Here is a 22583-nt window from a genome sequence, read left to right as displayed (position 1 = left end):
GTGAGCCCTGTCCGGGTGCTGGTCCACCTCAACAACCTCGCCCTGGGCGGCGCCCAGCTCAACGCGGTCGACATCGCCCGCACCCTGCGCGACCGCGGGCACGATCCGGTGCTGTTCGCCCAGGGGGTGGCCGGCCCGGCCCCGCTGCTCGACGTCGCGGCCGGCCACGGCCTCGACGTGGTGGTCGCCGGCGGGCCCGACACCCCGCGTACGGCTGTCCGCCGCCGGCTGGGCCGCCTCGCCGCCGAGCACGGCAGTCAGCTGCTGCACGCCTGGGAGGTCCGGGCGGCCCGCAACTCCTACTTCGGACCCGGGCGTTACGGCCGACTGCCGGTGGTCACCACCTTCTACGGCATCCGGATGCTGCGCGGCCTCCCCCGGCACCAGCCGCTGGTGCTGGGCCTCGGTGCGCTGCTGGGGGACGGCCGGGCCTTCGGCCACCAGGACGTCAGCCTGATCGAGCCGCCGGTCAACACCACCACCGACGCGCCGGGCCGGGTGGACGGTGCCGCGTTCCGGCGCGAACACGGCATCCGGGACGACGAGTTGCTGCTCGTCATCGTCACCCGGCTGGTGCCCGCGCTGGAGAAGGACGCCGGTGCCGAGCTCACCGTCGAAGCCGTCCGGCAGCTCGACGACCGGCGCGTGCGGCTCGTCGTCGTCGGCGCCGGCCCCAGCCTGGAGCGGCTGCGCGCCCGCGCCGCTTCGGCCAATGCCGCGCTGGGCCGCCAAGCGGTGCTGGTGCCTGGGCAGTTGGCCGACCCGCGACCCGCCTACGACGCCGCCGACGTCGTGCTCGGCATGGGCGGCTCGGCCCTGCGCGGCCTCGCCTTCGCCAAGCCGGTCGTCGTCCACGGCGCCGCCGGCTACACCGCCGTCCACGAGCCGGGCCCGCTGGTCGAACCGCACGCCTCCCGGTGCATGTACGGCTTCGGCGACGGCTCGCGCGGGCCCGAGACGCTGGCGGCCCAGCTCCGCGACCTGCTCGACGACCCCGCCCGCCGGGCCCGGCTGGGCGCCTGGGGGCGGGAGTGGGTGGTCGGGCGGTTCTCGCTGGACGGCGTCACCACCGCCTTCGAGGACCTGTACACCCGGGTGCTGGCCCGCCCGGCGCGGGTGACCGGCTGGTGGAGGGACCTGGAGCAGATGACCAGGTACGAGTTCACCAAGCCGGCCGCGCTACGGCTGCTCGGGCGCTGACGGCAGGCCCTCGCGGCGCAGCAGCAGGGTGACGAAGCCGAGCGTCCCCCGGTAGCCGTGCAGCCACTCGGCGCGGTGCCGGTCGGCGGCCTCGCGGGCGGCCGCGGCGTCCGGGTGGTCCGGGTGGTCCAGCGCCCACTGCGCGAGCGAGCCCGTCCAGGAGAACTCGTAGTCGTCCCACTCCTGGAGGCTGCTGACGTAGCCGTACACCGGGGTCCAGCCCTCCGCGATCACCCGGTCCGTGGTGGTCGCCAGATCCGCGAACTCGTCCCGGGTCGCGCCCAGGCCGTCCAGCGCGGCCTGGGTGGGCTCGCGCTCCCAGAATCCGTCGCCGACCATGACCAGGCCACCCGGCGCCAGGTGCGCGCGGGCCGCCGCGAGCGTCGGCATCAGCCCACCGAAGGCGTGCGTCGCCCCGATGTTCAGTACCAGGTCGAACGGCTCGCGCGAGCTGAACTCCTCCGCCTTCTGGTGGTGCAGGCCGAGCCGGCGCTGCACCCCGAGCGCCTCCGCCGTCTCCCGGGCCCGGGTCAGTGCCGCGGCGTCGAGGTCCACCCCGACCGCCTGCCAGTGCGGGCGCGCGGTCAACGCCCGCACCAGCCAGCCGCCTTCCCCGCAACCGAGGTCCAGCGCCCGCCCGGTGTCGGTGTGCTCGGTGGCACGGGCCAGCAGCCGGGCCACCGACTCATCGGTGATCGGCGCGGCGATCGGGTGGTGGACATGGGCGAGGCGGGAGATCGTCTGACGATTCATCTGATCATTGTGGACCATGGACACCTCAGTACGTCCGGCCCTTCCACTCCGCTCCGCGGCCCCGCCAGTGCTGCACCGCCGAGTCCACCGTCATCAGCAGGTACAGCGAGGCCGTGAACGGCAGCAGCAGTGCGGCCGGCGCCGGCTGCCGGTAGTAGCGCAGCATCGGCAGGAAGGTGCCCGTCATCAGCGCCCACGCCGCACCGCCGGCCGCGGCCACCGCTCCGTGCCCGGCGACCAGCCCGGCCACGGTGGCGGCCGGTGGCACCAGGTAGACCAGCGCCAGCCCCAGCACCGTCCCGGCCAGCAGCAGCGGGGAGTGCCGCAGCTGGGCGTAGGCGCTGCGCGAGACCATCCGCCAGAGCTGGGCGAGCCGCGGGTACGGACGGACGCTGTCCACCTGCTCGGCCAGGCCCAGCCAGATCCGGCCGCCGGCCGCCTTCACCGCGCGGGCCAGCGACACGTCGTCGATCACCGCACCCCGGATCGCCGCCACCCCGCCCGCCCGCTCCAGCGCCTCCCGCCGCACCAGCGAGCAGCCGCCCGCCGCGGCGGCCGTCCGGGCCCCGGGCCGGTTGCTGCGGCGGAACGGGTACAGCTGGGCGAAGAAGTAGACGAAGGCCGGCACGATCAGCCGCTCCCAGCCGGTCTCCACCCGCAGCCGGGCCATCTGGGAGACCAGGTCGCGCCGGTCGCTCTCGGCGGCGGACACCAGCTCGGCGAGCGAGTCCGGGCCGTGCGCGATGTCCGCGTCCGTGAGCAGCAGGTACTCGGCGTCCGGGCCGGCCAGCTCGACGCCGTGCCGCAGCGCCCACAGCTTGCCGGTCCAGCCGGGCGGCAGCGGGGGAGGGGTCGTGACGGTCAGCTCCAGGCCCTCGGGCCTGCCGAGCGCGGCCGCCAGCGCGCCCGTCCCGTCCGAGCTGTGGTCGTCCACCAGGATCACCCTGGCCCGCCCCGGGTACTTCTGCGCGAGCAGGCTCGGCAGGCTGAGCGGCAGCACCTGGGCCTCGTCGCGGGCCGGTACCACCACCGCGACCTGCGGCCAGCGGGCCGGCGGCCGGCGGGGCGGCAGCCGCACGTCGGTGCGCCAGAACGACCCGTGGCAGCAGGCCAGCCAGAGCCAGACCAGCAGGGAGAGGACGGCGATCCACAGCAGGACGGTCACCCGGGCAGTCTGCCGCACCCAGGGCCCGCAGCGGTGGATCGACTAAAGTCTTGCCCTGTGAAGATCGCACTGATGGACTCGGGAATCGGCCTGCTGGCCGCCGCCGCCGCTCTTCGGGAGCTTCGCCCGGACGCCGACCTGGTGCTCTCCTCCAACCCGGCCTCGATGCCCTGGGGCCCGCACACGCCCGAGGAGATCACGGCCCTCGCGCTCGGTTGCGCGCGGGCGGCGGCGGCTTTCGAACCGGACGCGCTGGTGATCGCCTGCAACACCGCCTCCGTCCACGCGCTCGACGCGCTCCGGGCCGAGCTGGAGCCCACGCTGCCGGTCATCGCCACCGTCCCGGCCATCAAGCCGGCCGCCGCGCTCGGCGGGCCGGTCGCGATCTGGGCCACCCCGGCCACCACGGGCAGTGCCTACCAGCGCGGCCTGATCCGGGACTTCGCCGGACCGGCGGCCGTCACCGAGGTCGCCTGCCCGGGCCTGGCGGACGCCATCGAGCACGGCGACGAGGCCGCGATCGACGCGGCCATCGCCGATGCGGCGGCCCGTACCCCGGCGGGCACGGCCGCCCTCGTGCTCGGCTGCACCCACTACGAGCTGGTCGCCGACCGCATCCGCACCGCCGTCGCGCCCGCCGCCGCCGCGCACCTCACCCTGCACGGCTCGGCCGACGCCGTCGCGGCCCAGGCGCTGCGCCGGGTCGCCGACCCCGCCCGGCGGGGCACCGGCACGCTCACCGTCCTGCACGCGGGCCGCAGTGCCACCCTCCCCGCCGCGGTCCTGCTCTACCCCCAGGGCCTCGAACTCACCGCCCCCGCCGCCCCGGCCGCCTGACCTCGCGGCGGCCGCTCCGTCCCACCGCCGGCGGCCGGCGGTCCCGATCGTCCCCCCGGCCGGCCGACGCGATCGGGTGGAGATCACCGGCCCGGGCTGAGACCCTTACCCGGTGGATTCCGAACTTCCCGGCGACTGGACGATCGAGCGCGTACGCGCGCTGTCGGGGGACGAGACCGCGACGCTGCTCCCGCTCCAGCGGCTGGTCGTGGTCGAGTCGGCGGGGCAGGCCGACTACGAGGTGCTCTCGCCCGAAGTGATCATCGACTTCCGCGGCCTGTGCCTGGTGAGGGCCGCGGGTGACGACGACTGGTACATGGGACAGGTCGACTCCGACGGATCGGTGATCTGCTGGTCCTCCTACGGCAGCGACCTCGGTGCGGCCATCCTCGGCCTCTGATCCCGTACGAACGCGCCACCCGGCCACGCCTGAGACGAGCCCCGGTGCGGGCTGGCGCCCTCCGGCCGGTGCGCGGGAAGTCGGATCCGGCCGACTTCCCGCGCACCGGGCGCGTCCGCCGCGCCCCCGGCCGCTACGCCACCGCCTGCCCGCGCCAGCGCCGGTAGGCCGGCTCCAGCCCGGACAGGATGGTGTCGAACCGGCGCGAGCTGGTGGTCGAGTCGACCTGGAGGCGGCTGATCTGGAGCGGGTGGTCCGGGAGGCGGGGGCCGAGGCGGTGGTCGGAGAGGAACCCGAGCCGGTACCCCAGCTCCTGCAGGACGGTTTCGGCGCGCGTGTCGTGACCCCCGTCGGGGTAGGCGAACGCGATCGGCGGCTCGCCCAGCCAGCGGGTCAGCGCCTCGTGGGCGCCGGTGATCTCGGCCCGGACGGTGGCGTCGTCGCAGCGCCCGAGGCACGGGTGCCCCTGGGTGTGGTTGCCGATGGCGACGCCACCCTCGCGCAGGGCGATCAGGTCGGCCGGGGTGAGCTGCTCCTGCCGGGGCGGTCGCCGGTCCGCGCTGACCCGTAGCTCCTGGAGGCTGCGCCGCCGGTCGGGATCGGGCATGGCCTTGAGCCGGCGCAGCAACTGCGAGGGGTGCCCGCACTCCAGCGAGCGGGCGCGCCCGCCGTGCCGGGCCAGGAAGTCGGCCTCGTGCCACCAGAACGGCCGCTCCGTGCCGATCAGCTCGGAGATGACGAACGCGGCCGCCGGGATGCCCCGGTCGTTGAGGGCCGGCAGGGCGTGCGTGAGCACGCTGCGGTCGGCGTCGTCGAAGGTGACCAGCACGCTGCGGGCGGGCAGCGGCCGCCGCTCGGCGACGGCCTGCTGGACGGCTGCCAGTGAGACGGGCGTGGCGAGTCTTCGGAGCCGGTCGAGCTGGACGCCGAAGGACCGTGGATCGGTCACGCCGTGATAGGCGAGCACGGCGAGCCGCTGCGCGGCCCGGGCCCGGAAGAGCGGTTGGACGGGGGCGAAGCGCAACCAGTCGCCCCGCTCCTCCGGCCGGCCCGCCTCGGGCTGCGCGGCGTGCCGGCCGCGTGGCAGCGGCTGGGGCACCGCGCTCACCGCCTGCGCGGCCGTCGGCCGGCCGGGTGCGGACGGTGCGGGTGGCGCGGTCGCGGGCGGTGAGGTCATCGGTGGTGCGGCCGCCGAGCGCCCGGCGGCCCGTCGCCGGGCGGCCGGCTGCCCGGCGGCCGCCTGCGGCGACGAGCGCACGTTCGCGCTCGGCAGGGTACTGATGACGGACCCGACCCGGGCCACGGAGGTCGACATCGTGGACTTGGACTGCGGCACGGTTCCCCCTCGGTCGCCGGTGCGGCGTGGCGGTACCGCCGGAGGATGGAGCCCGGCCTCCGACTCCAGGGCGCGGCGGCTCCGCCCCCTGGTGTTTTCCGGTCCTCGGCGGGGACTCCCAACCCGCACCGCGGACGGCTCCTGGATCGCTCAATGTAGTGGAGACGGATACGCCTGGTAGATGGTTGTACCGGACAGCCGAGGATTTTTCGCGGGTCGGGAACAGGCGCCCCCGAGCGCGCGCCGGAGCGCTCACGACGCCCGTGCCGCGCCGGGTCCTGGTCGCGGAGAGTAGTCGGAAAACGGTGTCCTGCGGGCTGCCTCCGGCGCTGCTCCGGGGTACCTTGGCCTCATGGCAGATGCGGAACGTGATCGTTTGCAGCCTCATGGTGCGACCCGGATGGCGCGCGTGTGGAGCGGTGGCGCGCTGGTCACCCACCAGCTCCCGCTGGCCGTGGTCGGTCTGGCCTGTCTGGCGCTCGGCATCGTGGTCGCCGTGGTGGTTCCGGACAGTGACGGTCCCGCGTGGGCGATGGCGGTGGCCGGCTGCCTCGCGGCCGGTGTGCTGCTGCTCGGCCGGATCGCGTTCGCCCTGCTGCGGTACCGGCGCGGCGCCACCCTCTGAGGCCCTCGGGCGCGGCGGCCGGCGCGCCCGCGCGACCCGGCCCGGCCGGCCACCCGAGCGGTCCGCCACCGGTCGCCGGCTGAACAGCCGATCGAGTCCAGCCGGTCGGATCGGCCGGTTTCGGCCCATCTGCCGACTTCTTCTCGCTTCTTTCACAAATCCGGGCCATCAGCCCCACAGTTCCCCCTACTGTGATTTCCGTCCGGCAGCCAACTGCGCCGGATGCGAGGCCACTTGACGGCGCCGGGGAGGGTGCCGCAGAGGGGGGAGCGATGAGCGGCACCGCCGTGCCCGGGGCGTCCGAGGCGGCCGGATCGGCCGAAGGCATCCGCACCAGGGTCAAGCGCCAGCTGGCCCGCCGGGTCGGAGCCCGGCCGGGCGAGGGCGCCACCGTCCTGATCTACCACCGCGTCGGCGGTGGCAGCCCCGACGAGCTCGACGTCACCACCGCCGGCTTCACCGCCCAGGCCGACCTGCTCGCCGAGCTGCCGCCGGGCCGGGTGGTCTCCCTCGACGAGGCCGCGGACCGGATCGAGGCCGGCCGCCGCACCCCCGCCGTCGTGCTCACCTTCGACGACGGCTTCGCCGACGTGTACGACAACGCCTGGCCGCTGCTGCGCGAGCGCGCCCTCCCGTTCACCGTCTACCTCGCCAGCGGCCACGTCGGCGGCGAGATGCGCTGGGAGGGATCGACCGCCAAGGCCGCGGGCGCTCCCGCGCTCAGCTGGGAACAGCTGCGGGAGATGACCGCCTCCGGTTTGTGCACCGTCGCCAACCACACCCGCAGCCACGCCCGCCCCGAGCTGCTCACCGCCGCCGAGCTGGACGCCTGCAACGACGACGTCGAACAGCACCTCGGTCTCCGCCCCCGGCACTACGCCTACACCTGGGGCGTGCCGGTGCCCTCCATGGAGACGGCGCTGCGCGCCAGGTTCCGGACCGCCGCCACCGGTGAGGTCGGGCGCAACGTGCCCGGCGTCGACGCGGTCCGGCTGCGCCGGGTGCCCGTCCGCCGCACCGACCCGATCGACTTCTTCCGCGCCAAGCTCTACGGCCGGCTGATCCCCGAGCGCGCCTACGCCCGGATCGTCGCCACGGCCAAGGCGGTGGGCGCCCGTGCCTGAGCCCGCCGCCAGGCCCGGAGCACCCGCGCCCGTGCCTCGCGGACCCGCCCCGCGGCTGCGCGGCCCCGGCGGCCGGCCGCTGCGGGTAGCCCACCTCACCACCGTCGACATGAGCCTGCACCTGCTGCTCGCCACCGAGCTCAAGGTGGACCTGGAGGCAGGCTTCGAGACCTACGGCATCAGCGCGCCCGGCCCGTACGTCCCCGACATCGAGGCGATCGGCGTCCGGCACGAGCCGCTGCACGCCCTCACCCGGGCCTGGCAGCCGCGCGCCGACGCCGCCGCCGCCCGGGAACTGCTCGCCGTGCTGAACCGGCTGCGCCCCGACGTGCTGCACACCCACAACCCCAAGACCGGCGTCCTCGGCCGCGTGCTCGGCCGGCTGGCCCGGGTCCCGGTCGTCGTCAACACCTGCCACGGTCTCTGGGCGCAGGCCCACGACCCGCTCGCCAAGCGGGCGTTCGTGCTCGGCGCGGAGGCCTTCGCCGCCCGGTTCTCGCACGCAGAGCTGTACCAGAACGGCGAGGACCGCCGCACCCTGGCCAGAGCCGTCCCGGGCCGCCGCTCCCGCGTCGTCGGCAACGGCGTCGACCTCACCCGGTTCGCGACCGCTCCCGGCGACCGGGCCCGCACCAGGGCCCGGCTCCGCGCCGAACTCGGCGTCGGCCCGGACGAACTGCTGGTCGGCGGCGTCGGCCGGCGGGTCGCCGAGAAGGGCATCGGCGAGTACGCCGAGGCGGCCCGCGCGCTGGCCGGGAAGGCCCGGTTCGTCTGGATCGGCCCGGACGATCCCGACAAGCCGGACGCCCACGGGGCCGAGTCCGGGGTCGAGTTCCCCGGCCCGCGCAGCGACATGCCCGCGGTGTACGCGGCGCTCGACGTCTTCGTCCTCCCCTCCTACCGGGAGGGGTTCTCCCGCTCCGCCATGGAGGCCGCCGCCGGCGGCCTGCCGATGGTGCTCAGCGACATCCGCGGCTGCCGTGAGATCGGCACCCACGACGAGCACCTGCTCCTCGCCCCGCCCGGGAACGCCCGGGCCCTCACCAGCGCGCTGGACCGGCTTCTCACCGAGCCGGGCCTGCGCGAACGGCTCGGTGCCGCAGCACGGTGCCGCGCCACGGCGCACTTCGACCAGCGCGCCGTCGCCGGGGTCTCGCTGGAGACCTACGCGGCCGTCGCCCGCGCCAAGGCACTGCCCTGGACGGTCGACTGAGTCCACGTACTCCCACACACCGCATCAGGGGGAAGGACCGTCATGAAGCGAGGGGGGGACCTCGCGGTCACCGTCCTGGCCGGGATCGTCGCGATCCCGCTGGGCCTGCTGATCGCCCTGCTGATCCGCTGCACGATGGGCGGACCGGCGCTCTTCCGCCAGACCAGGACCGGATGGCGCGGAAAGGAGTTCGAGATCCTCAAGTTCCGCACCATGCGGGACAAACGCTTTCCCGAGGAGCCGGACGCACCCCGGATCACCCGGCTCGGCGGCCTGCTCCGCAAGACCAGCCTGGACGAGCTGCCGCAGCTGTGGAACGTCGCCCGCGGCGAGATGGGCGTGATCGGGCCCCGGCCCACCCTGCCCGAACAGGTCGTCCACTACTCCCGCCGCCAGCGCGGCCGGCTCGACGTCCGGCCGGGCCTCACCGGCTGGGCCCAGGTCCGGGGCCGCAACTCCATCACCTGGCCCGAGCGGATCGAGCTCGACCTCTGGTACGTCGCGCACCGCTCGCTCCTGCTGGACCTGCGCATCCTCGCGCTCACCGTCGGGGTGCTGCTGCGTCCCAGCGGCGTCACCGCCGCCGGCGGGGTCAACCCCGGCTTCCCCGCGCCCACCGAGCCCCTGACCACCACCCACGAGCCGGCCGCCCCCGTCGTCCGCCCGCTCACCACGATCAGCCTGCCCCGGCAGGCCACCGCGCCCCGGCTGGCGCAGCCCGTCCGCGCGGCCGCCGAGGAGGTGTCCTGAACCCGGGAACGGGCAGGATGGCCGCCATGGCCACCGAACACCGAGAACTCTGGATCGCCGGCGCCGGCGGCGTCGGCCGCGAGGCGCTGGACACCGCGCTCGCGGCCGGTGACCCGGTCGCCGGTTTCCTGGACGAGCGCGGGCACGGCGGCACCGTCCGCGGCCTGCCCGTCCGCCGGCCCGACGACATCCCGGCCGGCGCGCGCTACCTGGTCGGGATCGCCGACCCGGCGGTCCGGCAGCGGCTAGCCGCGCTGCTGGACGGCCGGGGCGCGGTGCCCGCCACCCTCGTCCACCCCCGGGCCCTGATCGCGCCCGACACCGAACTCGGCCCCGGCTGCCTGGTGATGGGTGGCGCGTACGTGTCCAGCAGCGTGCGCCTCGGCGCGCACAGCCAGGTCCACTACAACGCGACCGTGGGCCACGACAGCGTGTTCGGCGAGCGGGTGACGGTCTACCCGGGCGGCAACGTCTCCGGCGCCGTGCTGCTCGCCGACGGCGCCACCGTCGGCAGCAACGCCGTGGTGCTGCAGGGCCGCAGGATCGGCGCGAACGCCTTCGTCGGCGCGGCCGCGGTGGTGACCAGGGACGTCCCGGCCGGTGTGATCGTGGTCGGCTCACCGGCCAGGCCGCTGGTCAGGACGCCGCCCCGGTAGGCGTCCACCGATCGGTCCCGCGAGGCCGCGCCGCGCCGGATAGGGTGCGGACCATGGCTATCCCCGCGTTCCTCGCCGACCTCCGCGCCGTGGTCGGTACCCGCCCGCTCTGGCTCAGCGCCGCGGTCGCGGTCGTCCTCGACGGCGATGACCGGGTCCTGCTCGTCAGGCGGGCCGACGACGGGCGTTGGGCCCTGCCCGGCGGCATCCTCGACCCGGGCGAGCAGCCCGCCGACGGCGCGGCGCGGGAGTGCCTGGAGGAGACCGGAGTGGTGGTCGTCCCGGAGGCGCTCGCCTCGGTCGACGTCTCGCCCGAAGTCATCTACCCCAACGGCGACATGACCCGGTACCTGGTCCTCGTCTTCCGCTGCCGCCCGGTGGGCGGCGAGGCCCGGGTCAACGACGACGAGTCGCTCGCGGTCGGCTGGTTCGCTCCGGACGAGCTGCCGCCGATGGTCGAGGCGGAGCACCGGGCGCTGCGCCAGGCCCGGGAGTGCCGGGGCGCGGCGCGCTTCGAGTGGCAGGGCACGGAGCGACCGTGACCGGACGACTGGCCGACATTCCCCTCCCGGACGGGTCGGTGGAGGTTCGCGGAGCCCTGCACCTGGAGCGCACCGCGCACGGTCTGCGGCCCTGGCGGCTGCCGGCCTGGACGGCCGCGCAGTTCCCGGACGAGGCACTGCTCAGGGTGGCGCAGATGCCGTCCGGTGTGCGGCTGGCCTTCCGGACGGCGGCGACGGTGCTCGAACTCGCTATCCAGGCGCCGCCGGAGCCCCCGCGCCCGGGCGCGGTCGAGCTGATGCTGGACGGCCTGCGGACCGACCGGGCCGCGCTGCCGGCGGCCGGCGGGCCCGCGGTGCTGCGCTTCACGGTGGGAGCGGGAGCGGCCGTCGCCGGCGGCGCCGAGCGGGAGGTGGAGCTGTGGCTGCCGCAGTGGACCTCCGTCGAGCTGGTCGCCCTGCGCGCGGACGCGCCCGTGCTGGCGCCCCGCCCGAGCGGCCGCCGCCGCTGGTTGCACCACGGCAGCTCGATCAGCCAGGCCCCGGAGGCCGATTCGGCCGCGGAGACCTGGCCCTGGATCGCCGCCGACCGGGCCGGCGCGGACCTGCTGAACCTCTCACTGGCCGGCAACGCCCATCTGGACCCGTTCACCGCCCGGACGGTGCGGGACCAGCCGGCCGACCTGATCAGCCTCAAGATCGGCATCAACGTGCTGACCGCGGCCTCGTTCCGGCGGCGTGCCTTCGGACCGGCCGTGCACGGCTTCCTGGACACCGTTCGCGAGGGCCATCCGGACACCCCGCTGCTGCTGGTCTCCCCGGTGCTCAGCCCGCCGTTCGAACGCACGCCCGGGCCGGGGCGGTACGAGCAGACGGCCGACGGCCCCCGGTTCGCCGCGCTCGGCGACCCGGCGGACATCCCGGCCGGGGCGCTCACCCTGGAGACGGTCCGCGCCGAACTGGCCCGGATCGCCGCCGCGCGGTCGGCCGGCGATCCCCACCTGCACTACCTGGACGGGCTGGCGTTGCTCGGGCCGCGGGACGCCGACGGGCTCGCCGACCTGCTGCACCCGAACCCGGCCGGGCACCGGCTGATCGGCGAGCGGTTCGCCGAGCTGGCCTTCGGCCCGGGCGGTGCCTTCGCGCCGGCCCGACCCGGCGCGGCCTGACCCCGCGGGCCTGACCTCGCGGGCCTGAGTGACCCCGCACGAGACTGAGCCCGCGCGGGCCCCGGCCGGCCCTCAGAGCGTGCGGAACCACTCCGCGGTGCGCTCCAGCCCCTCACGCAGCGGCACCGGCCGGACCTGAGGGAACAGTTCGCGCAGCCGCGCGTTGTCGGCCTGCGAGTCCCGGACGTCGCCGGGCCGGGGATCGGTGTGGGCCACCGTGACCGGCTGTCCCAGCACCGACTCCATGGTGGTGACCAGCTCCAGCAGCGACGTCCGGGTGCCGAAAGCCAGGTTGACCGGGTCGGGGTGCACCACCCGGCGCAGCACCGCCTCGGTGATCACCTGGGTGACGGTCCCGACGTAGGTGAAGTCCCGGCTCTGGCCGCCGTCCCCGTGCACCGTCACCGGCCGCCCGGCCAGGGCCGCGGCCAGGAAGGCCGGCACCACGGCCGCGTACGCGTGCCCGGCGGGCTGGAGCGGGCCGAAGACGTTGAAGAACCGCAGCGGCAGCACGCCGAGCCCGTAGCAGTGGTGGTAGGCGGCCAGGTAGGACTCGGTGGCCAGCTTGCTGACCGCGTACGGGCTCATCGGCGCGGTGCGCATGGTCTCGCGCTTGGGCAGCTCGCGGTTGGCGCCGTAGACCGAGGACGAGGAGGCGGCGGCCACGTACGGCCCGCCGGCCCGGCGGGCCGCCTCCAGCACCTCCAGGGTGCCGGTCGCGTTGGCGTGGTGGCTGGCCAGCGGGTCCGCGACGGAGCGCGGGACGGACGGCAGCGCGGCCAGGTGCACCACGGCGTCGGCCCCCGCGAACGCCTCGTCCAGCAGGGCGCGGTCGAGGATGCTGCCCTCGTACAGGGTGGCGTCGACGCCGGCCAGGTTCGCCTTGCTGCCGGTGGACAGGTTGTCCACCACCCGGACCTGGGCCACCTCGGGGCGGGCCAGCAGGGCCCGGACCAGGTTGGCTCCGATGAATCCGGCTCCGCCGGTGACGACCACGCGCATGGCTGAGGCTCCCCCTCCGCACCGCCCGGCCCGCTCGGCCCGGTCCTGTGCCGATGGTAGCCGGGCGGTCACCCGCGGTGGGGTGGAACGCCGAGACGGGCCCGACGGCCGGCGGCGGCTCAGTCCTTCTGCTGGCGGTACGCCTCCTCGGCCGCGTCCAGCACCGCCGCGAGGTCGCCGCCGGCCGTCGCGGTGGCGACCGCGGCCACCGCGCCCTCCACGAACGGGGCGTCGGCGAACCGGACGGGGAACGGCAGCCCGTGCTCGTCCGCGTCGGTGAGCAGGGCCCGGACGGTGGACACCGCGCTGCCGAGGTCGGCGAGCACCACCACGCCGTGCCCCTGGTCGACCCGGCGGGTGGCGGCGGCCACCAGTACCGCGCTGATGCCCGGGCCGGCGAGCAGGTCGCCGCCGGTCGCGGCGACCGGGGCGGGGGAGTCGGAGCCGGTCAGCGCGAGCGCCAGGGCGCGTGCCGCGGCGGCCAACTCCTGGCTGTGCGAGACCAGGACGATGCCGACCCGTCCGTGGAGGGGCGGCCGGCCGGCCGCCGGCCGGGGCAGCGGGGTGCGCGCGGGCGGGGTGCGGGGCGCCGGGGGGTGGGCCGAGGGGGCCTCGGAGATGGGGATGACATCGGCGCTGGTGCCGTCCCGGCGGCTCATCGGCTGCTCCTGGGGGCGTCGGTGTGAGGGCCTTCCACACTCTGGCAGCTCGGCCGCCGCCCGGCGGGGCGGGACACGCTCTCCGTGGGGGCGCCCGGCCCGATCCCGGCGGTGCGAGGGGTGTGGCCGGGCCCCGTCCGGCCGGGCGCCTCTCGGCGTGGGGCGGTGGCCCGCCGGGCCCGCCGGCGGAGCGTCGGCCCCGGTCGGGGGAGTCCTCGGCAACCCGCTGACCCGGGCGGCGGCGGTGACTAGGCTGGCCTCGCAAAGCCGTCGGGAGGAGACCAGAAGTGCCAGCCAATTTCGGGACTGACGTGGATTCGGCCATGGACGCGGCCGTGGAGGCGGCCGTCGAGATGCCCGCAGCGGCGCCGGAGCTCGCGCCGAGCGGGAAGCCGAAGGTGGACTTCACCGGGGCGACCTGGCTGTGCAGCAGCCAGGGGGTGGGGGACGTCCAGATCGCGTTCGTGGACGGCTACATCGGCATGCGGGACGGGCGCCAGGAGGACGGGCCGGTCCTGGTGTTCACGCCGGGGGAGTGGCGCGCCTTCGTGCTCGGTGCCCGGGACGGCGAGTTCGACCTCACCTGAGGACCGCCCGGGAGCCCACCGGCGGAGCCGGCCGGAGCGCCGGCCGGAGAGCTGGGGGAAGAGCTGGGGGAAGAGTGCCGAAACGGGCCCTGTGAGGGGCCCGTTTCCATCTTTTGATCAGCTTTGAGCGTACCCGGTCATAAATTCTGTTGACTGTTAGACAAGTGCAGCTCAGAGTATGAGCACAGGCAGACGCCGTGCCCACCGCCCCCACGCGGCCAGACACGGCGCCTGCTGTGCAGCCCGGCAGCAATGCCGGACCTGCCTCCCAGTCATCCCCTGCGCACCGGGGGTGCGTTGGCCGGTCCCGGCCCACAAGGGGCCGGCAGTCGCCGGGAGGCTGACACCGGAGCCGAGAGCGACTCGACGTCGGTGCCGGGTGCTCGGGACCCGCACGCCCCCACGCGGCGGCGTCCCGAGCAGATCCGCGGGAGCGACGGGCCGGGGCCCCGCGGACCTTGCTTGTGAGGTGGAACTGTTGGCTTGTGTGCTGTGCTGTGTGCGACGACGAAGCTGGGTGCTCGGCGGTTCGGCACGACGGAGTGCACAGTGAGGGATACGCGTGTAGGGCCGCGTTGCGACGTGCCGTCCCCCCGGAGGGTGAAAACCCAGAACGGCTGTCGTGCTGAACCGAACGTAGCCCGGACGGTTGCTCAGAGTCAACATTGGTCTCTGAGCGTGGATCTCCGTCCAGGCCCCCACCCACCCCGCGAGAGTGGTGTGCCGGGCACGTACGATGTTCCCATGTCTTTTCTCCGCCGTCGCTCCGGCCAGCCCGCCGGCCCGGACTTCGACGTGCTCGCGATGGACCCGGGCGACTGGCCCGGCGACTTCGGTGCGGCCATGATGACCGGCCCGGACGGCTCCTGCCAGGGGATTTTCCTCCGGTACGACCTGTTCGGAGGCAGAGGTCCGGCGATGTTCATCGGCAACCTCCCCGACGGCTCGCCGGCCCGCGAGACCGGGGACGAGGTGCCCTTCGAGGTCCGGCAACTGCTCGCGGCGCTGGAGAACGAAGAACCGGTCGAGTTCGTCTCGGCGGAGGACTTCCCGGTGATGCTCGGGGATGATCTGCTGATCGTGAAGAAGGTCAAGGTCAGCGAGGGCCGGGTGTTCTGCTCCCAGTTCGGGCGCAGCGACGGCGTCCAGGTCACCATCGCCTCCTGGGACCGACCGATTTCGGACGACCTCTACCAGCTGCTCAAGCCGCTTCCGGCGGACATGTTCCAGCAGGGCTGACGGGCACCCCGGCCGGGTCCCGGCCGGGGCCGGGTCCGCGCCACGGGCGCTGCTTGACGGTTTCGATCAACGCTTCGTACAGTCGCGAACATGTCGTGCCGTCTCCCGCTGCTGACCCGTCGCAGCTACCTGGACCTGCGGCGCACCGCGAGCGCGGCGTGTCGGGGCCACTGAGGGGGATTCGTCCCCGAGGCGGCGGGTGGCCGGCCGAGTGGCCGGCGCCGATCCGGGGGCGGTCGTTCCGCTGACCTCCGGGGTCGCCAACCGGTACCGCGCGCCCGTCCGGCGTGCCGCCCGCACTTGCCGAGCCCACGCTGCCGCCCGGAGGCACCAGCCCCATGACCACCATCGCCGCCGACCAGCCGCCCGTCGCCGCCGCCCTCGCCGGGCTGCCCCGGGTCGTCGACCTGCTGGCGGCCCGCGCCGAGGAACACGACCGCGACGCCACGTTCCCCTACCAGGGCATCGAGGCGGTGCACGAAGCCGGCCTGCTCACCCTCACCGTCGCCCAGCGGTACGGCGGCCCCGGCGGCACGCTCGCCGACACCGTCCGGGTGCTCGCCCAACTCGGCCGGGGGGACGCCTCGGTGGCCGTGGTCACCGCCTTCACCCTGTTGCAGCACGCCGAGCAGGCCCGGGTGTCGGGCTGGCCGACGGCCGGCTACCGACGGCTGCTCACCGAGTCCCGCCGGGGACCGGCCCTGGTCAACACCCTGCGCGCCGAGCCCGGCGGCCAGGCCGGCGCACCGCCCGCCACGGTGGCCCGGTGGGACGGCGACGGCTGGTTGCTCAGTGGCCGAAAGACGTACTGCGCCGGCGCCGAGGCGCTGGCCTGGATGGCGGTCACCGCGCGGACCGACGAGCCGGTGCCGCGGGTCGGCACCTTCCTGGTCCGGGGCGAGAGCGAGGGCATCGAGGTCGACCCGACCTGGGACCAGCTCGGCCTGCGGGCCAGCGTCAGCCACGACGTGGTGCTGGACGCCGTCCGGGTGCCGAGCGAACTCGCGCTCGGCCTCACCGCCCCGAGGAGCGGCCGAGCCGGTGAGCCCGCCCGCGACGCGGCCGCGCCGCCCGGAGCGGCCGTCACCGGTAGCGCCGGAGCCCCGGAGAATCCGGTGTCCGCCGCCGAAGTCACCCGCGCCTGGCACGATCTGGCCCTGTCCGCCGTCGCCCTCGGGGTGGCTCGCTCGGCCGAGCAGTGGCTGGTCCGCTTCCTCAACCAGCGCACCCCCGCGAACCTCACCGAGCCGCTCGGCAGCCTGCCCCGCTACCGCTGCGCACTGGGCGAGATCGAGACCCAGCTGATCGGTGCCGAGGAGCTGGTCAACGGACTGGCTCCGCGGGTGGACCGGGCCGAGCCGGACGCCGTCGCCCGGACCGGTCCCGCGCAGTTGCTCGCCACCCGCGCGGCGATAGCGGCCGTCCAGCAGGCGGTCTCGCTCACCGGCAGCCCCGGCCTGAGCCGCCGTCACCCGCTGGAGCGTTACCTGCGCGACGTCCTCAGCAGCCGCGTCCACTTCGCTCCGGACGAGTCCGTCCTGGACGCCGCCGGTCGGGCCGCCCTCGAACGCGGACGACGCCCCTGACCGGCTGGTCCCGGCAGCCCGGCTCCGCCGGAGGCACGCCCGGCCGGGCAGGTCCGACGGGACCGGCCGGACGCCTCCGACCGGCCGGACCCGTCGCCGCGCTCCTGCTCAGCGGGTGCCGACGGCGGCGCGGACGGCCCGGCGGGCCAGGGCCGCGTCGTCGTACAGCCGGCGGATCATGATCCGCTGCTCCTCGCCCGCACCGGGCACGTCGTACAGCCGGATCTCCCGCATCAGCACCAGCACCAGGTTCACCAGGAACGCGTCCCGGGCCAGGGTGCCGCCGCTCTGGGCGAGTTGGCTGATCTGCCGACGGGCCGCGGTGTCCCCGGAGAGCACGCTCCAGAGCACCGCCAGGTCGTGGCCCGGCAGGTACCAGCCGGCCTGCTCCCAGTCGACCAGCACCGGCCCGGACGGCGCCAGCAGCATGTTGCTGAGCAGGGCGTCGCCGTGGCAGAGCTGGAGCGGGGTGTGGCTCAGGCCGTGCAGCAGGCCGCGCAGATCGCCGGCGTCCCGGTCGGTGAGCTGGCCCACCGAGTGGTAGCGGGCGATCTCCAGCTGGTAGTCCATCCGCGGCTGGAACACGTCGGTCGGCGGCCGCCACAGGTTGAGCGTGCGGACGGCGGTGAGCAGGGCCCGCACCTCGCCCGGGGTGGGCGCGTTGACGGGGTGGCGCTCCCGGGCGGCGGGCCGGCCGGGGACGCGCTCCATGACGAGCACGCAGCGGTCGTGGTCGGCCGCGACCAGCCGGGGCAGCCGCACCGGCGGGCGGTGCCGCACGAAGGCCCGGTAGACCGCCACCTCGTGGTGGAAGTCGGCCACCAGCTGCTCGAAGTACTCACTGCGCACCGCCTGCGGGGCCAGGCACTTGGCGACCACCGGCGCCCGTCCGATGGTGCCCGCCACCAGGATGTGGCGGCTCCCCTCGCGCAGCACCTGGCGCGGGGTGAAGGCGGGACATATCCGGGCGACACCCGCCAGTGCGGCCCGTACCGCGGGGGTCTGCAGCGCCGCCGGGTCGATCCGCTCGGGGGCGCCGGGCTGGCCCGGCCGCATCGGCGGGCGCAGCAGCCGGCCGTCGCCCGGCCGGACGCCCGGGATCCGGGCGCCCACCGGCAGGACGGACTCGGGGCCGCGCAGCCCCAGCGCCGTCCGGGCGGCCTGGCCCCGCGCGTCCGTGGTCCGGCCGTCGGCGCCGCGCGGCACCGCGGGGCGGCTCGGCGGCGGCAGCTGCTTCGGACCGGGACGGCCGACGGCCGCGCCCGGGGGGCGCAGTGGGGTGCGGGTCGCGGTCGGCGTGGGGGAGGTCGCTGAGGAGTACATGGGGTGAGGGTGGTCCCTTTCTGTCCGTCGGCGGGTGCGCCCCGCGGTGCGGGGAGGGCCGGTGCCGCGTGCTTCCTGGCGTGACGGCGGCCCTGTCTCGGTGCGGTGGGTGGAGCGCGGGCGCCGGGCACGGACGCGGGGGCCGGAGCCCCTTGCTACGGCGGTGCTCCGGCCGTTCGCACCCTGGGGAATGCGGACGGCCGGACTGCCGTGGCCGTGCCCGGCGCCCCCGCGCCACCCGGCCGCGCCACCCCCTCGGGTGAGGACCGGGGACGCCCCGTGACACGGTCGGGGGAGTACCCCCGACCTGTCCGGGGCGCCGCCCGACCCGAGGGGCGAGGTGGCGCACCTCTACATCACACCCGGACGGCACTGGTTAGTAATGTGGCGGACCCTGGCGAAGCCTGGCGAATGCTCGCCTGGCACATGACGGAGCCTCTAGCCTCGAACCAGCCGAGGAACCTGGGGGCTTCACATGAGTAGGGGACCCAACACCCGACTCGCCGATCTGTTCGTCCTGACCGGATGGTCGAAGGGCGAGCTCGCACGGCTGGTCAACCGGCGTGGTGCCGCGATGGGACAGCAGCAGCTGTCCACCGACACCTCGCGGGTCCGGCGGTGGATCGAGCAGGGAGAGATCCCGCGCGATCCGGTGCCGAGGGTGCTGGCGTCCGTGTTCACGGAGCGGCTCGGCCGTGTCGTCACCACTGAGGACCTCGGTCTGGAACGACACCGGCCCACCAGGACCGGAGCGGCGCATCCCGCAGCACCTCCATGGGAGCCGGATCGTACGGCCGCGGTCCTCACCGAGTTCACGGGAATGGACCTCATGCTCAACCGACGTGGATTGGTGGGTGCGGGCGCCGCGCTCACGGCCGGGGCGGTCATCGCCGACACCCTCAAAGGCTGGCTGGGCGGGGACGCCGTCGCGTACGCGGCGTCGGCACCCGGACCCCGACAGGTCATCACCCAGGGCGGTGCCCGTCCGGTGGTGGACGTGTACGACGCGGGCCCGGTCGGGCTCGACGAGGTGGAGGCGCTGGAGCGCTCGGTCCAGGTGTTCCGCGCGTGGGACGCGGCGCGCGGCGGCGGCCTCCAGCGCAAGGCGGTGGTCGGTCAGCTCAACGAGGTGGGCGGCCTGTTGACGCACCGCCACGACCCGGCGGTGGAGCAGCGGCTGTGGCTGGTCGCGGCCAACCTCGCGGTGCTGGCGGGCTGGATGTCGCACGACGTCGGCCTGGAGCCGACCGCGCAGAAGTACTTCGTGATCGCCGCCGAGTCGGCCAAGGAGGCCGGCGACCGCCCCAGGGCCGGCGAGGCGATCTCCCGGGCCGCCCGGCAGATGGTGCACCTGGGCCGCGCCGACGACGCACTCGACCTGATGTCGGCGGCCAGGGCGAGCGGCGGCCGGGTGCTGCCCAGAACCCGGGCGATGCTGAACACGGTGGAGGCCTGGGCGCACGCCTCGGTCGGGCACTCGCAGGACACCTGGCGGCTGCTCGGCGAGGCCGAGGACCTCTTCGCCGAGGACGTGTCCGAGCCGCCGCCGTCCTGGATGCAGGTCTTCGACGAGGCCGAACTGCGCGGGATGCAGGCACTGGTGCTGCGCACCCTCGCGGAGCACGATCCGGCGGCGGCCCCGCAGGCCCGCCGGCAGGCCGAGCGGGTGATCAGCCTGCGCGAGGGCACCGGCCAGCTGCGCTCGGCGCTGTTCGACCGGATCACGCTCGCTTCGGTGCACTGGCTCACCGGGGAGCCCGATGCGGCGGAGTTCCAGGCCAAGATGGCGATGAACCTGATCGGTCAGAACTCCTCGCACCGCACCTGGGACCGGCTGCGCGAGATGTACCGGCTGACCGCCCGCTACCGGGGTCTGCCGGCGGTGGACGAGCTGCGCGCCCAGCTCGGGCGGGAGCTGCGGCAGGCGGACGCGAAGAACCGGCCGAAGCTCGCCTGAGCCGGTCGGTTCGGGTCTGCGGACCTGTCCGGCCGCTTCGTTCGGGTCTGCCGGGCACGCCGGGCCCGCCGGGTCTGCTGGAGCTGCCTGCTCGCCCGGTTCGTTCGGTCTGTCCGGGTTTGCCGCTGTACGGTTCGCCGTCGCCCGGGTTCGCCGTCAGGCGAGGTCGGCGGGGCGCAGCAGCATGCGCAGCGCCGTCACGGTGCCGTCGTTCCCGAGGACGGGCTCGCCCGCACACTCGACTGTGCCGCGCCCGCCGTCGGGGTGGCAGACCTGGAGGGTGCCGAAGGCGTGCCGTCCGTGCACCAGCGCGTCGGTCATCATCCGGCGCAGTTGCGGCCGGTCCGCCTCGGCGAGCCGGTCGGGCAGCCGGTCGAGGCTGAGCGGGCCGCGCCCGGGGTCGCAGCCGAGCAGGCGGAACATCTCGGCGGACCACCGGACGTCGTCGGTGAGCAGGTCCCACTCGGCCGAGCCGACCGCGGGGCCGGCCGGCGACTGCGCCGTGCCGTCCGTTCTGCCGCCCACTCTGCCGCCCACCGAGCCGTCGTCCGCCCCGGCGTCCGTCTGGCGGGCGTCGCCGGGGCGGACGGCCCGGCGGGCGGCAGGGGTAGGCATGCTCATGACGAACCCATCGGTCGAGGTGGGCGGAGGGGTGGTCGTGGGGGTGGTCGTGAGGTGGGAAACTGTCGAAGCAGTGAGAAGACTGTCGCACAGCGGAGTCACCCCTGTGGGGGATTTGGGCAGATCTCTGGCAAAATTCCTCCGGCATATGCCAGTGCGGTAGGAGGGCCGATCGCCCTGTGTGCGGCGGGCTGTCCGAGGCGGTAACCTTCGGTGATTCCGGCGCCCGGGCGCCCACCGCAGTACCGACCAGTGACCCCGGCGACGGAAATCCCGTTGCCACTACGACCGCCGCAACGGATGCTGACCTCATGTTCGAGCCAGTGATAGCACCCAGTGCCAGCCTCCTCGGCCTCCTCCAGCGAGGCCGCGGTGACGGGCAGCTCCATGCGCTGGCCGCCGACCGAACCGAAGCCCTCGCCGCGCTCGAGGAGTGCGTCACCAGGGACCCGAGAGCCGACTGGCAGGTCGAGAACCGCTCCCTCTACTACGCGCGCCTCTACATGGAACTGGAGGCACCGCTCGACGGCATCGAGGACCACCTCCACGACCCGGAGGACCTCCTCGACGACGACGAGTACCGCACCGGTCTCGCCCTTTCCGTACTGGGTCACCTCGCCGCGTACGGCCGGCGCGACGCGCTGCTGATGCTGCGCGAGTACGCCGCCACCGGCACCAACTGGGCCTGGGCGCTGGACGAGCTCGCGCTGCGCGACGACGACCGCGGCCTGCTGCTGCTCGGTACCGCCGTGCTGGACCACTTCCCGCCGGGCCCCGAGGGCGACGCCGAGCTGCGCGAGTTCATTCGCGGCGCGTACGAGCCGCGGCCCTGGCGGCTCTGGGCGGCCTACCACCCACGGGTCGCCGCGGCGACCGAGCAGTCCCCGTTCGACCTCTGGCAGCGCCAGCTGAACCGCAGCGGGGTGACCCCGGGCTGGTCCACCGCCGATGTCCTCGCCTGGGCCGACCAGGGCGAGCTCGGCGGCGTCGGTGCCGCCGCTTTCGCCGGCCGGCCCGACCGGCCGGAGCCCGCCCGCGACACCGGCGATCCCGCCGGCCCCGACGCCGTGGACCGCCGGGCCGCCGCGGCCGCCCGCTGCCTGGCCGCCGTGGTGCGCCCCGAGGACCGCCCCGCCGTGCTGGAGGCCGCCCGCAGCGGACTGCCCGGCGCCCGCCGGGCCGCCCTGCGCTACCTGGTCGACCAGCAGGATCCGGCCGCCGCCGGACTGATCGAGGCCGCCGCCGCCGATGTCGACGACCGGACGGTACGCGCGGCCCTGGAACTCCTCGGCCGGATGCGCGGCCCCGAGGCGCTGGCCCACGCCCGCCGCTGGGCCGACCCGGCGACGGGCGGCGCCGACAGCGCCCTCGGCGAGGCTGCCGTCCAGTTGCTCGCCGACGCCGGGGAGCCCGGCGACGAGGCGCTGGTGGTGGCCGGGCTGCGCCGTTGGATCTCGGTCCGCGGGGTCACCGGCTCCGGGCTCGGATCGTTGGTCGACGGTGCGGGGCGGCTGGCCGCCGCCGAAGCCGTCCCCGTCCTGCGCCACATCTACGGCGAGGCCGCCTCGTCCGAGCTGCGCGGCCGTGCGGCCCGCGCGCTCGCCGCGACCGATGCGGCCTTCCCCGCGGGCCCGGCCGTCGAGTGCCTCTGGGACTGCGAGGAGTCGACCCGGGAGCTCGCTGCGAGGCACGTCGCCACCACGGGCGACGCCCGCGTGCTGGAGCGCCTGCGTCGCCTCGCGGCCGACCCGGCCGAGGAGGCCGAGGTCCACGCCGCCGTGCGCGGCCGGCTGACGGCCGCGCGCGAGCGGAGCCGCTAGGCCCTGCTGCACCGGTACGCCGGTACGACGAAGCGGGCCGGGCACCCTGATCAGGGTGCCC

22 protein-coding genes are annotated in these 22583 nt (G+C 75.3%); 15 read left to right on the top strand and 7 right to left on the bottom strand.

All coding sequences use genetic code 11. The annotated features are described in order from the left end of the window. Positions 1–1200 carry a glycosyltransferase family 4 protein gene (locus AB0J08_RS27210; RefSeq protein ID WP_360639660.1) on the top strand — a complete coding sequence of 400 codons (1200 nt, stop codon included), beginning with the start codon at positions 1–3 and terminating at the stop codon, positions 1198–1200. On the opposite strand, the gene AB0J08_RS27205 is transcribed toward AB0J08_RS27210, so the two are convergent. Together AB0J08_RS27205 and AB0J08_RS27200 are read right to left on the bottom strand one after the other, a co-directional pair. Continuing rightward, entirely contained in the window at positions 1180–1953 is a 774-nt protein-coding gene (locus AB0J08_RS27205) for a class I SAM-dependent methyltransferase (protein WP_360639657.1), read from the bottom strand. The two genes, AB0J08_RS27210 and AB0J08_RS27205, sit on opposite strands and share 21 nt — an antisense overlap. 25 nt (positions 1954–1978) lie before the next feature. Then, positions 1979–3118, bottom strand: a complete 1140-nt coding sequence (locus AB0J08_RS27200; protein WP_360639654.1) for a glycosyltransferase — start codon at positions 3116–3118, stop codon at positions 1979–1981. Between the two features lie 57 nt (positions 3119–3175). Here AB0J08_RS27200 and AB0J08_RS27195 point away from each other — a divergent pair, with 57 nt between their 5' ends. Together AB0J08_RS27195 and AB0J08_RS27190 are read left to right on the top strand one after the other, a co-directional pair. Then, the gene (locus AB0J08_RS27195; protein WP_360639651.1) at positions 3176–3955 is read left to right on the top strand and encodes an aspartate/glutamate racemase family protein; all 780 of its coding nucleotides are present in this window, start codon (positions 3176–3178) and stop codon (positions 3953–3955) included. Between the two features lie 112 nt (positions 3956–4067). Then, positions 4068–4355: a hypothetical protein gene (locus tag AB0J08_RS27190; protein WP_360639648.1), complete on the top strand. Its 288-nt coding sequence runs from the start codon at positions 4068–4070 to the stop codon at positions 4353–4355. A gap of 133 nt (positions 4356–4488) precedes the next feature. Here the strand turns inward: AB0J08_RS27190 and AB0J08_RS27185 are convergent, their stop codons facing one another. Next, on the bottom strand, positions 4489–5691 hold the full coding sequence (locus AB0J08_RS27185) for a polysaccharide deacetylase family protein (protein WP_360639645.1): 1203 nt from the start codon (positions 5689–5691) through the stop codon (positions 4489–4491). 400 nt (positions 5692–6091) lie between these two features. On the opposite strand from AB0J08_RS27185, the gene AB0J08_RS27180 reads away from it, so the two are divergent. The 7 genes from AB0J08_RS27180 to AB0J08_RS27150 all read left to right on the top strand — a co-directional run bounded on the left by AB0J08_RS27180 (position 6092) and on the right by AB0J08_RS27150 (position 11728). Beyond that, positions 6092–6316, top strand: coding sequence for a hypothetical protein (locus tag AB0J08_RS27180; protein WP_360639642.1), 225 nt, complete (start codon positions 6092–6094; stop codon positions 6314–6316). Between the two features lie 272 nt (positions 6317–6588). Further along, positions 6589–7440, top strand: a complete 852-nt coding sequence (locus AB0J08_RS27175; protein ID WP_360639639.1) for a polysaccharide deacetylase family protein — start codon at positions 6589–6591, stop codon at positions 7438–7440. A gap of 31 nt (positions 7441–7471) precedes the next feature. Beyond that, positions 7472–8653: a glycosyltransferase family 4 protein gene (locus AB0J08_RS27170; protein ID WP_360639636.1), complete on the top strand. Its 1182-nt coding sequence runs from the start codon at positions 7472–7474 to the stop codon at positions 8651–8653. 42 nt (positions 8654–8695) lie between these two features. After that, a complete protein-coding gene (locus tag AB0J08_RS27165) occupies positions 8696–9403 on the top strand; it encodes a sugar transferase (RefSeq protein ID WP_360639633.1) in 708 nt (235 codons plus the stop codon). A gap of 26 nt (positions 9404–9429) precedes the next feature. After that, positions 9430–10059, top strand: a complete 630-nt coding sequence (locus tag AB0J08_RS27160; protein WP_360639630.1) for an acetyltransferase — start codon at positions 9430–9432, stop codon at positions 10057–10059. Positions 10060–10112: 53 nt separating this feature from the next. Then, on the top strand, positions 10113–10601 hold the full coding sequence (locus AB0J08_RS27155; protein WP_360639627.1) for an NUDIX domain-containing protein: 489 nt from the start codon (positions 10113–10115) through the stop codon (positions 10599–10601). Continuing rightward, complete coding sequence (locus AB0J08_RS27150) at positions 10598–11728, top strand: GDSL-type esterase/lipase family protein (RefSeq protein ID WP_360639624.1); 1131 nt, start codon at positions 10598–10600, stop codon at positions 11726–11728. The genes AB0J08_RS27155 and AB0J08_RS27150 overlap by 4 nt, the downstream gene beginning before the upstream one ends. A gap of 72 nt (positions 11729–11800) precedes the next feature. On the opposite strand, the gene AB0J08_RS27145 is transcribed toward AB0J08_RS27150, so the two are convergent. Further along, positions 11801–12730, bottom strand: coding sequence for an NAD-dependent epimerase/dehydratase family protein (locus AB0J08_RS27145; RefSeq protein ID WP_360639621.1), 930 nt, complete (start codon positions 12728–12730; stop codon positions 11801–11803). A 119-nt stretch (positions 12731–12849) separates the two neighbouring features. Next, a complete protein-coding gene (locus tag AB0J08_RS27140) occupies positions 12850–13389 on the bottom strand; it encodes a PTS fructose transporter subunit IIA (RefSeq protein WP_360639618.1) in 540 nt (179 codons plus the stop codon). Positions 13390–13742: 353 nt separating this feature from the next. Between AB0J08_RS27140 and AB0J08_RS27135 the strand changes: the two genes are divergently transcribed. The 3 genes from AB0J08_RS27135 (at position 13743) to AB0J08_RS27125 (ending at position 16801) form a co-directional block, all read left to right on the top strand. Further along, a complete protein-coding gene (locus AB0J08_RS27135; protein WP_360639760.1) occupies positions 13743–13976 on the top strand; it encodes a DUF397 domain-containing protein in 234 nt (77 codons plus the stop codon). Positions 13977–14720: 744 nt separating this feature from the next. Continuing rightward, positions 14721–15215, top strand: a complete 495-nt coding sequence (locus AB0J08_RS27130) for a hypothetical protein (protein ID WP_360639615.1) — start codon at positions 14721–14723, stop codon at positions 15213–15215. 338 nt (positions 15216–15553) lie between these two features. Then, on the top strand, positions 15554–16801 hold the full coding sequence (locus AB0J08_RS27125) for an acyl-CoA dehydrogenase family protein (protein WP_360639612.1): 1248 nt from the start codon (positions 15554–15556) through the stop codon (positions 16799–16801). A gap of 108 nt (positions 16802–16909) precedes the next feature. Here AB0J08_RS27125 and AB0J08_RS27120 read toward each other — a convergent pair whose 3' ends face one another. Continuing rightward, a complete protein-coding gene (locus tag AB0J08_RS27120; protein WP_360639609.1) occupies positions 16910–18124 on the bottom strand; it encodes a phosphotransferase in 1215 nt (404 codons plus the stop codon). Between the two features lie 475 nt (positions 18125–18599). Between AB0J08_RS27120 and AB0J08_RS27115 the strand changes: the two genes are divergently transcribed. Further along, complete coding sequence (locus AB0J08_RS27115) at positions 18600–20081, top strand: hypothetical protein (RefSeq protein WP_360639606.1); 1482 nt, start codon at positions 18600–18602, stop codon at positions 20079–20081. 156 nt (positions 20082–20237) lie between these two features. On the opposite strand, the gene AB0J08_RS27110 is transcribed toward AB0J08_RS27115, so the two are convergent. Next, complete coding sequence (locus AB0J08_RS27110; protein ID WP_360639603.1) at positions 20238–20696, bottom strand: hypothetical protein; 459 nt, start codon at positions 20694–20696, stop codon at positions 20238–20240. A gap of 317 nt (positions 20697–21013) precedes the next feature. On the opposite strand from AB0J08_RS27110, the gene AB0J08_RS27105 reads away from it, so the two are divergent. Beyond that, positions 21014–22522: a HEAT repeat domain-containing protein gene (locus AB0J08_RS27105; protein ID WP_360639600.1), complete on the top strand. Its 1509-nt coding sequence runs from the start codon at positions 21014–21016 to the stop codon at positions 22520–22522. The last annotated feature ends 61 nt before the right edge of the window (positions 22523–22583 follow it).

The organism is Kitasatospora sp. NPDC050463, from assembly GCF_040655255.1.
Classification (GTDB): Bacteria; Actinomycetota; Actinomycetes; order Streptomycetales; family Streptomycetaceae; genus Kitasatospora.
Note: the sequence above shows the minus strand (reverse complement) of the source record. Positions and strands in the feature narration are given on the sequence as shown.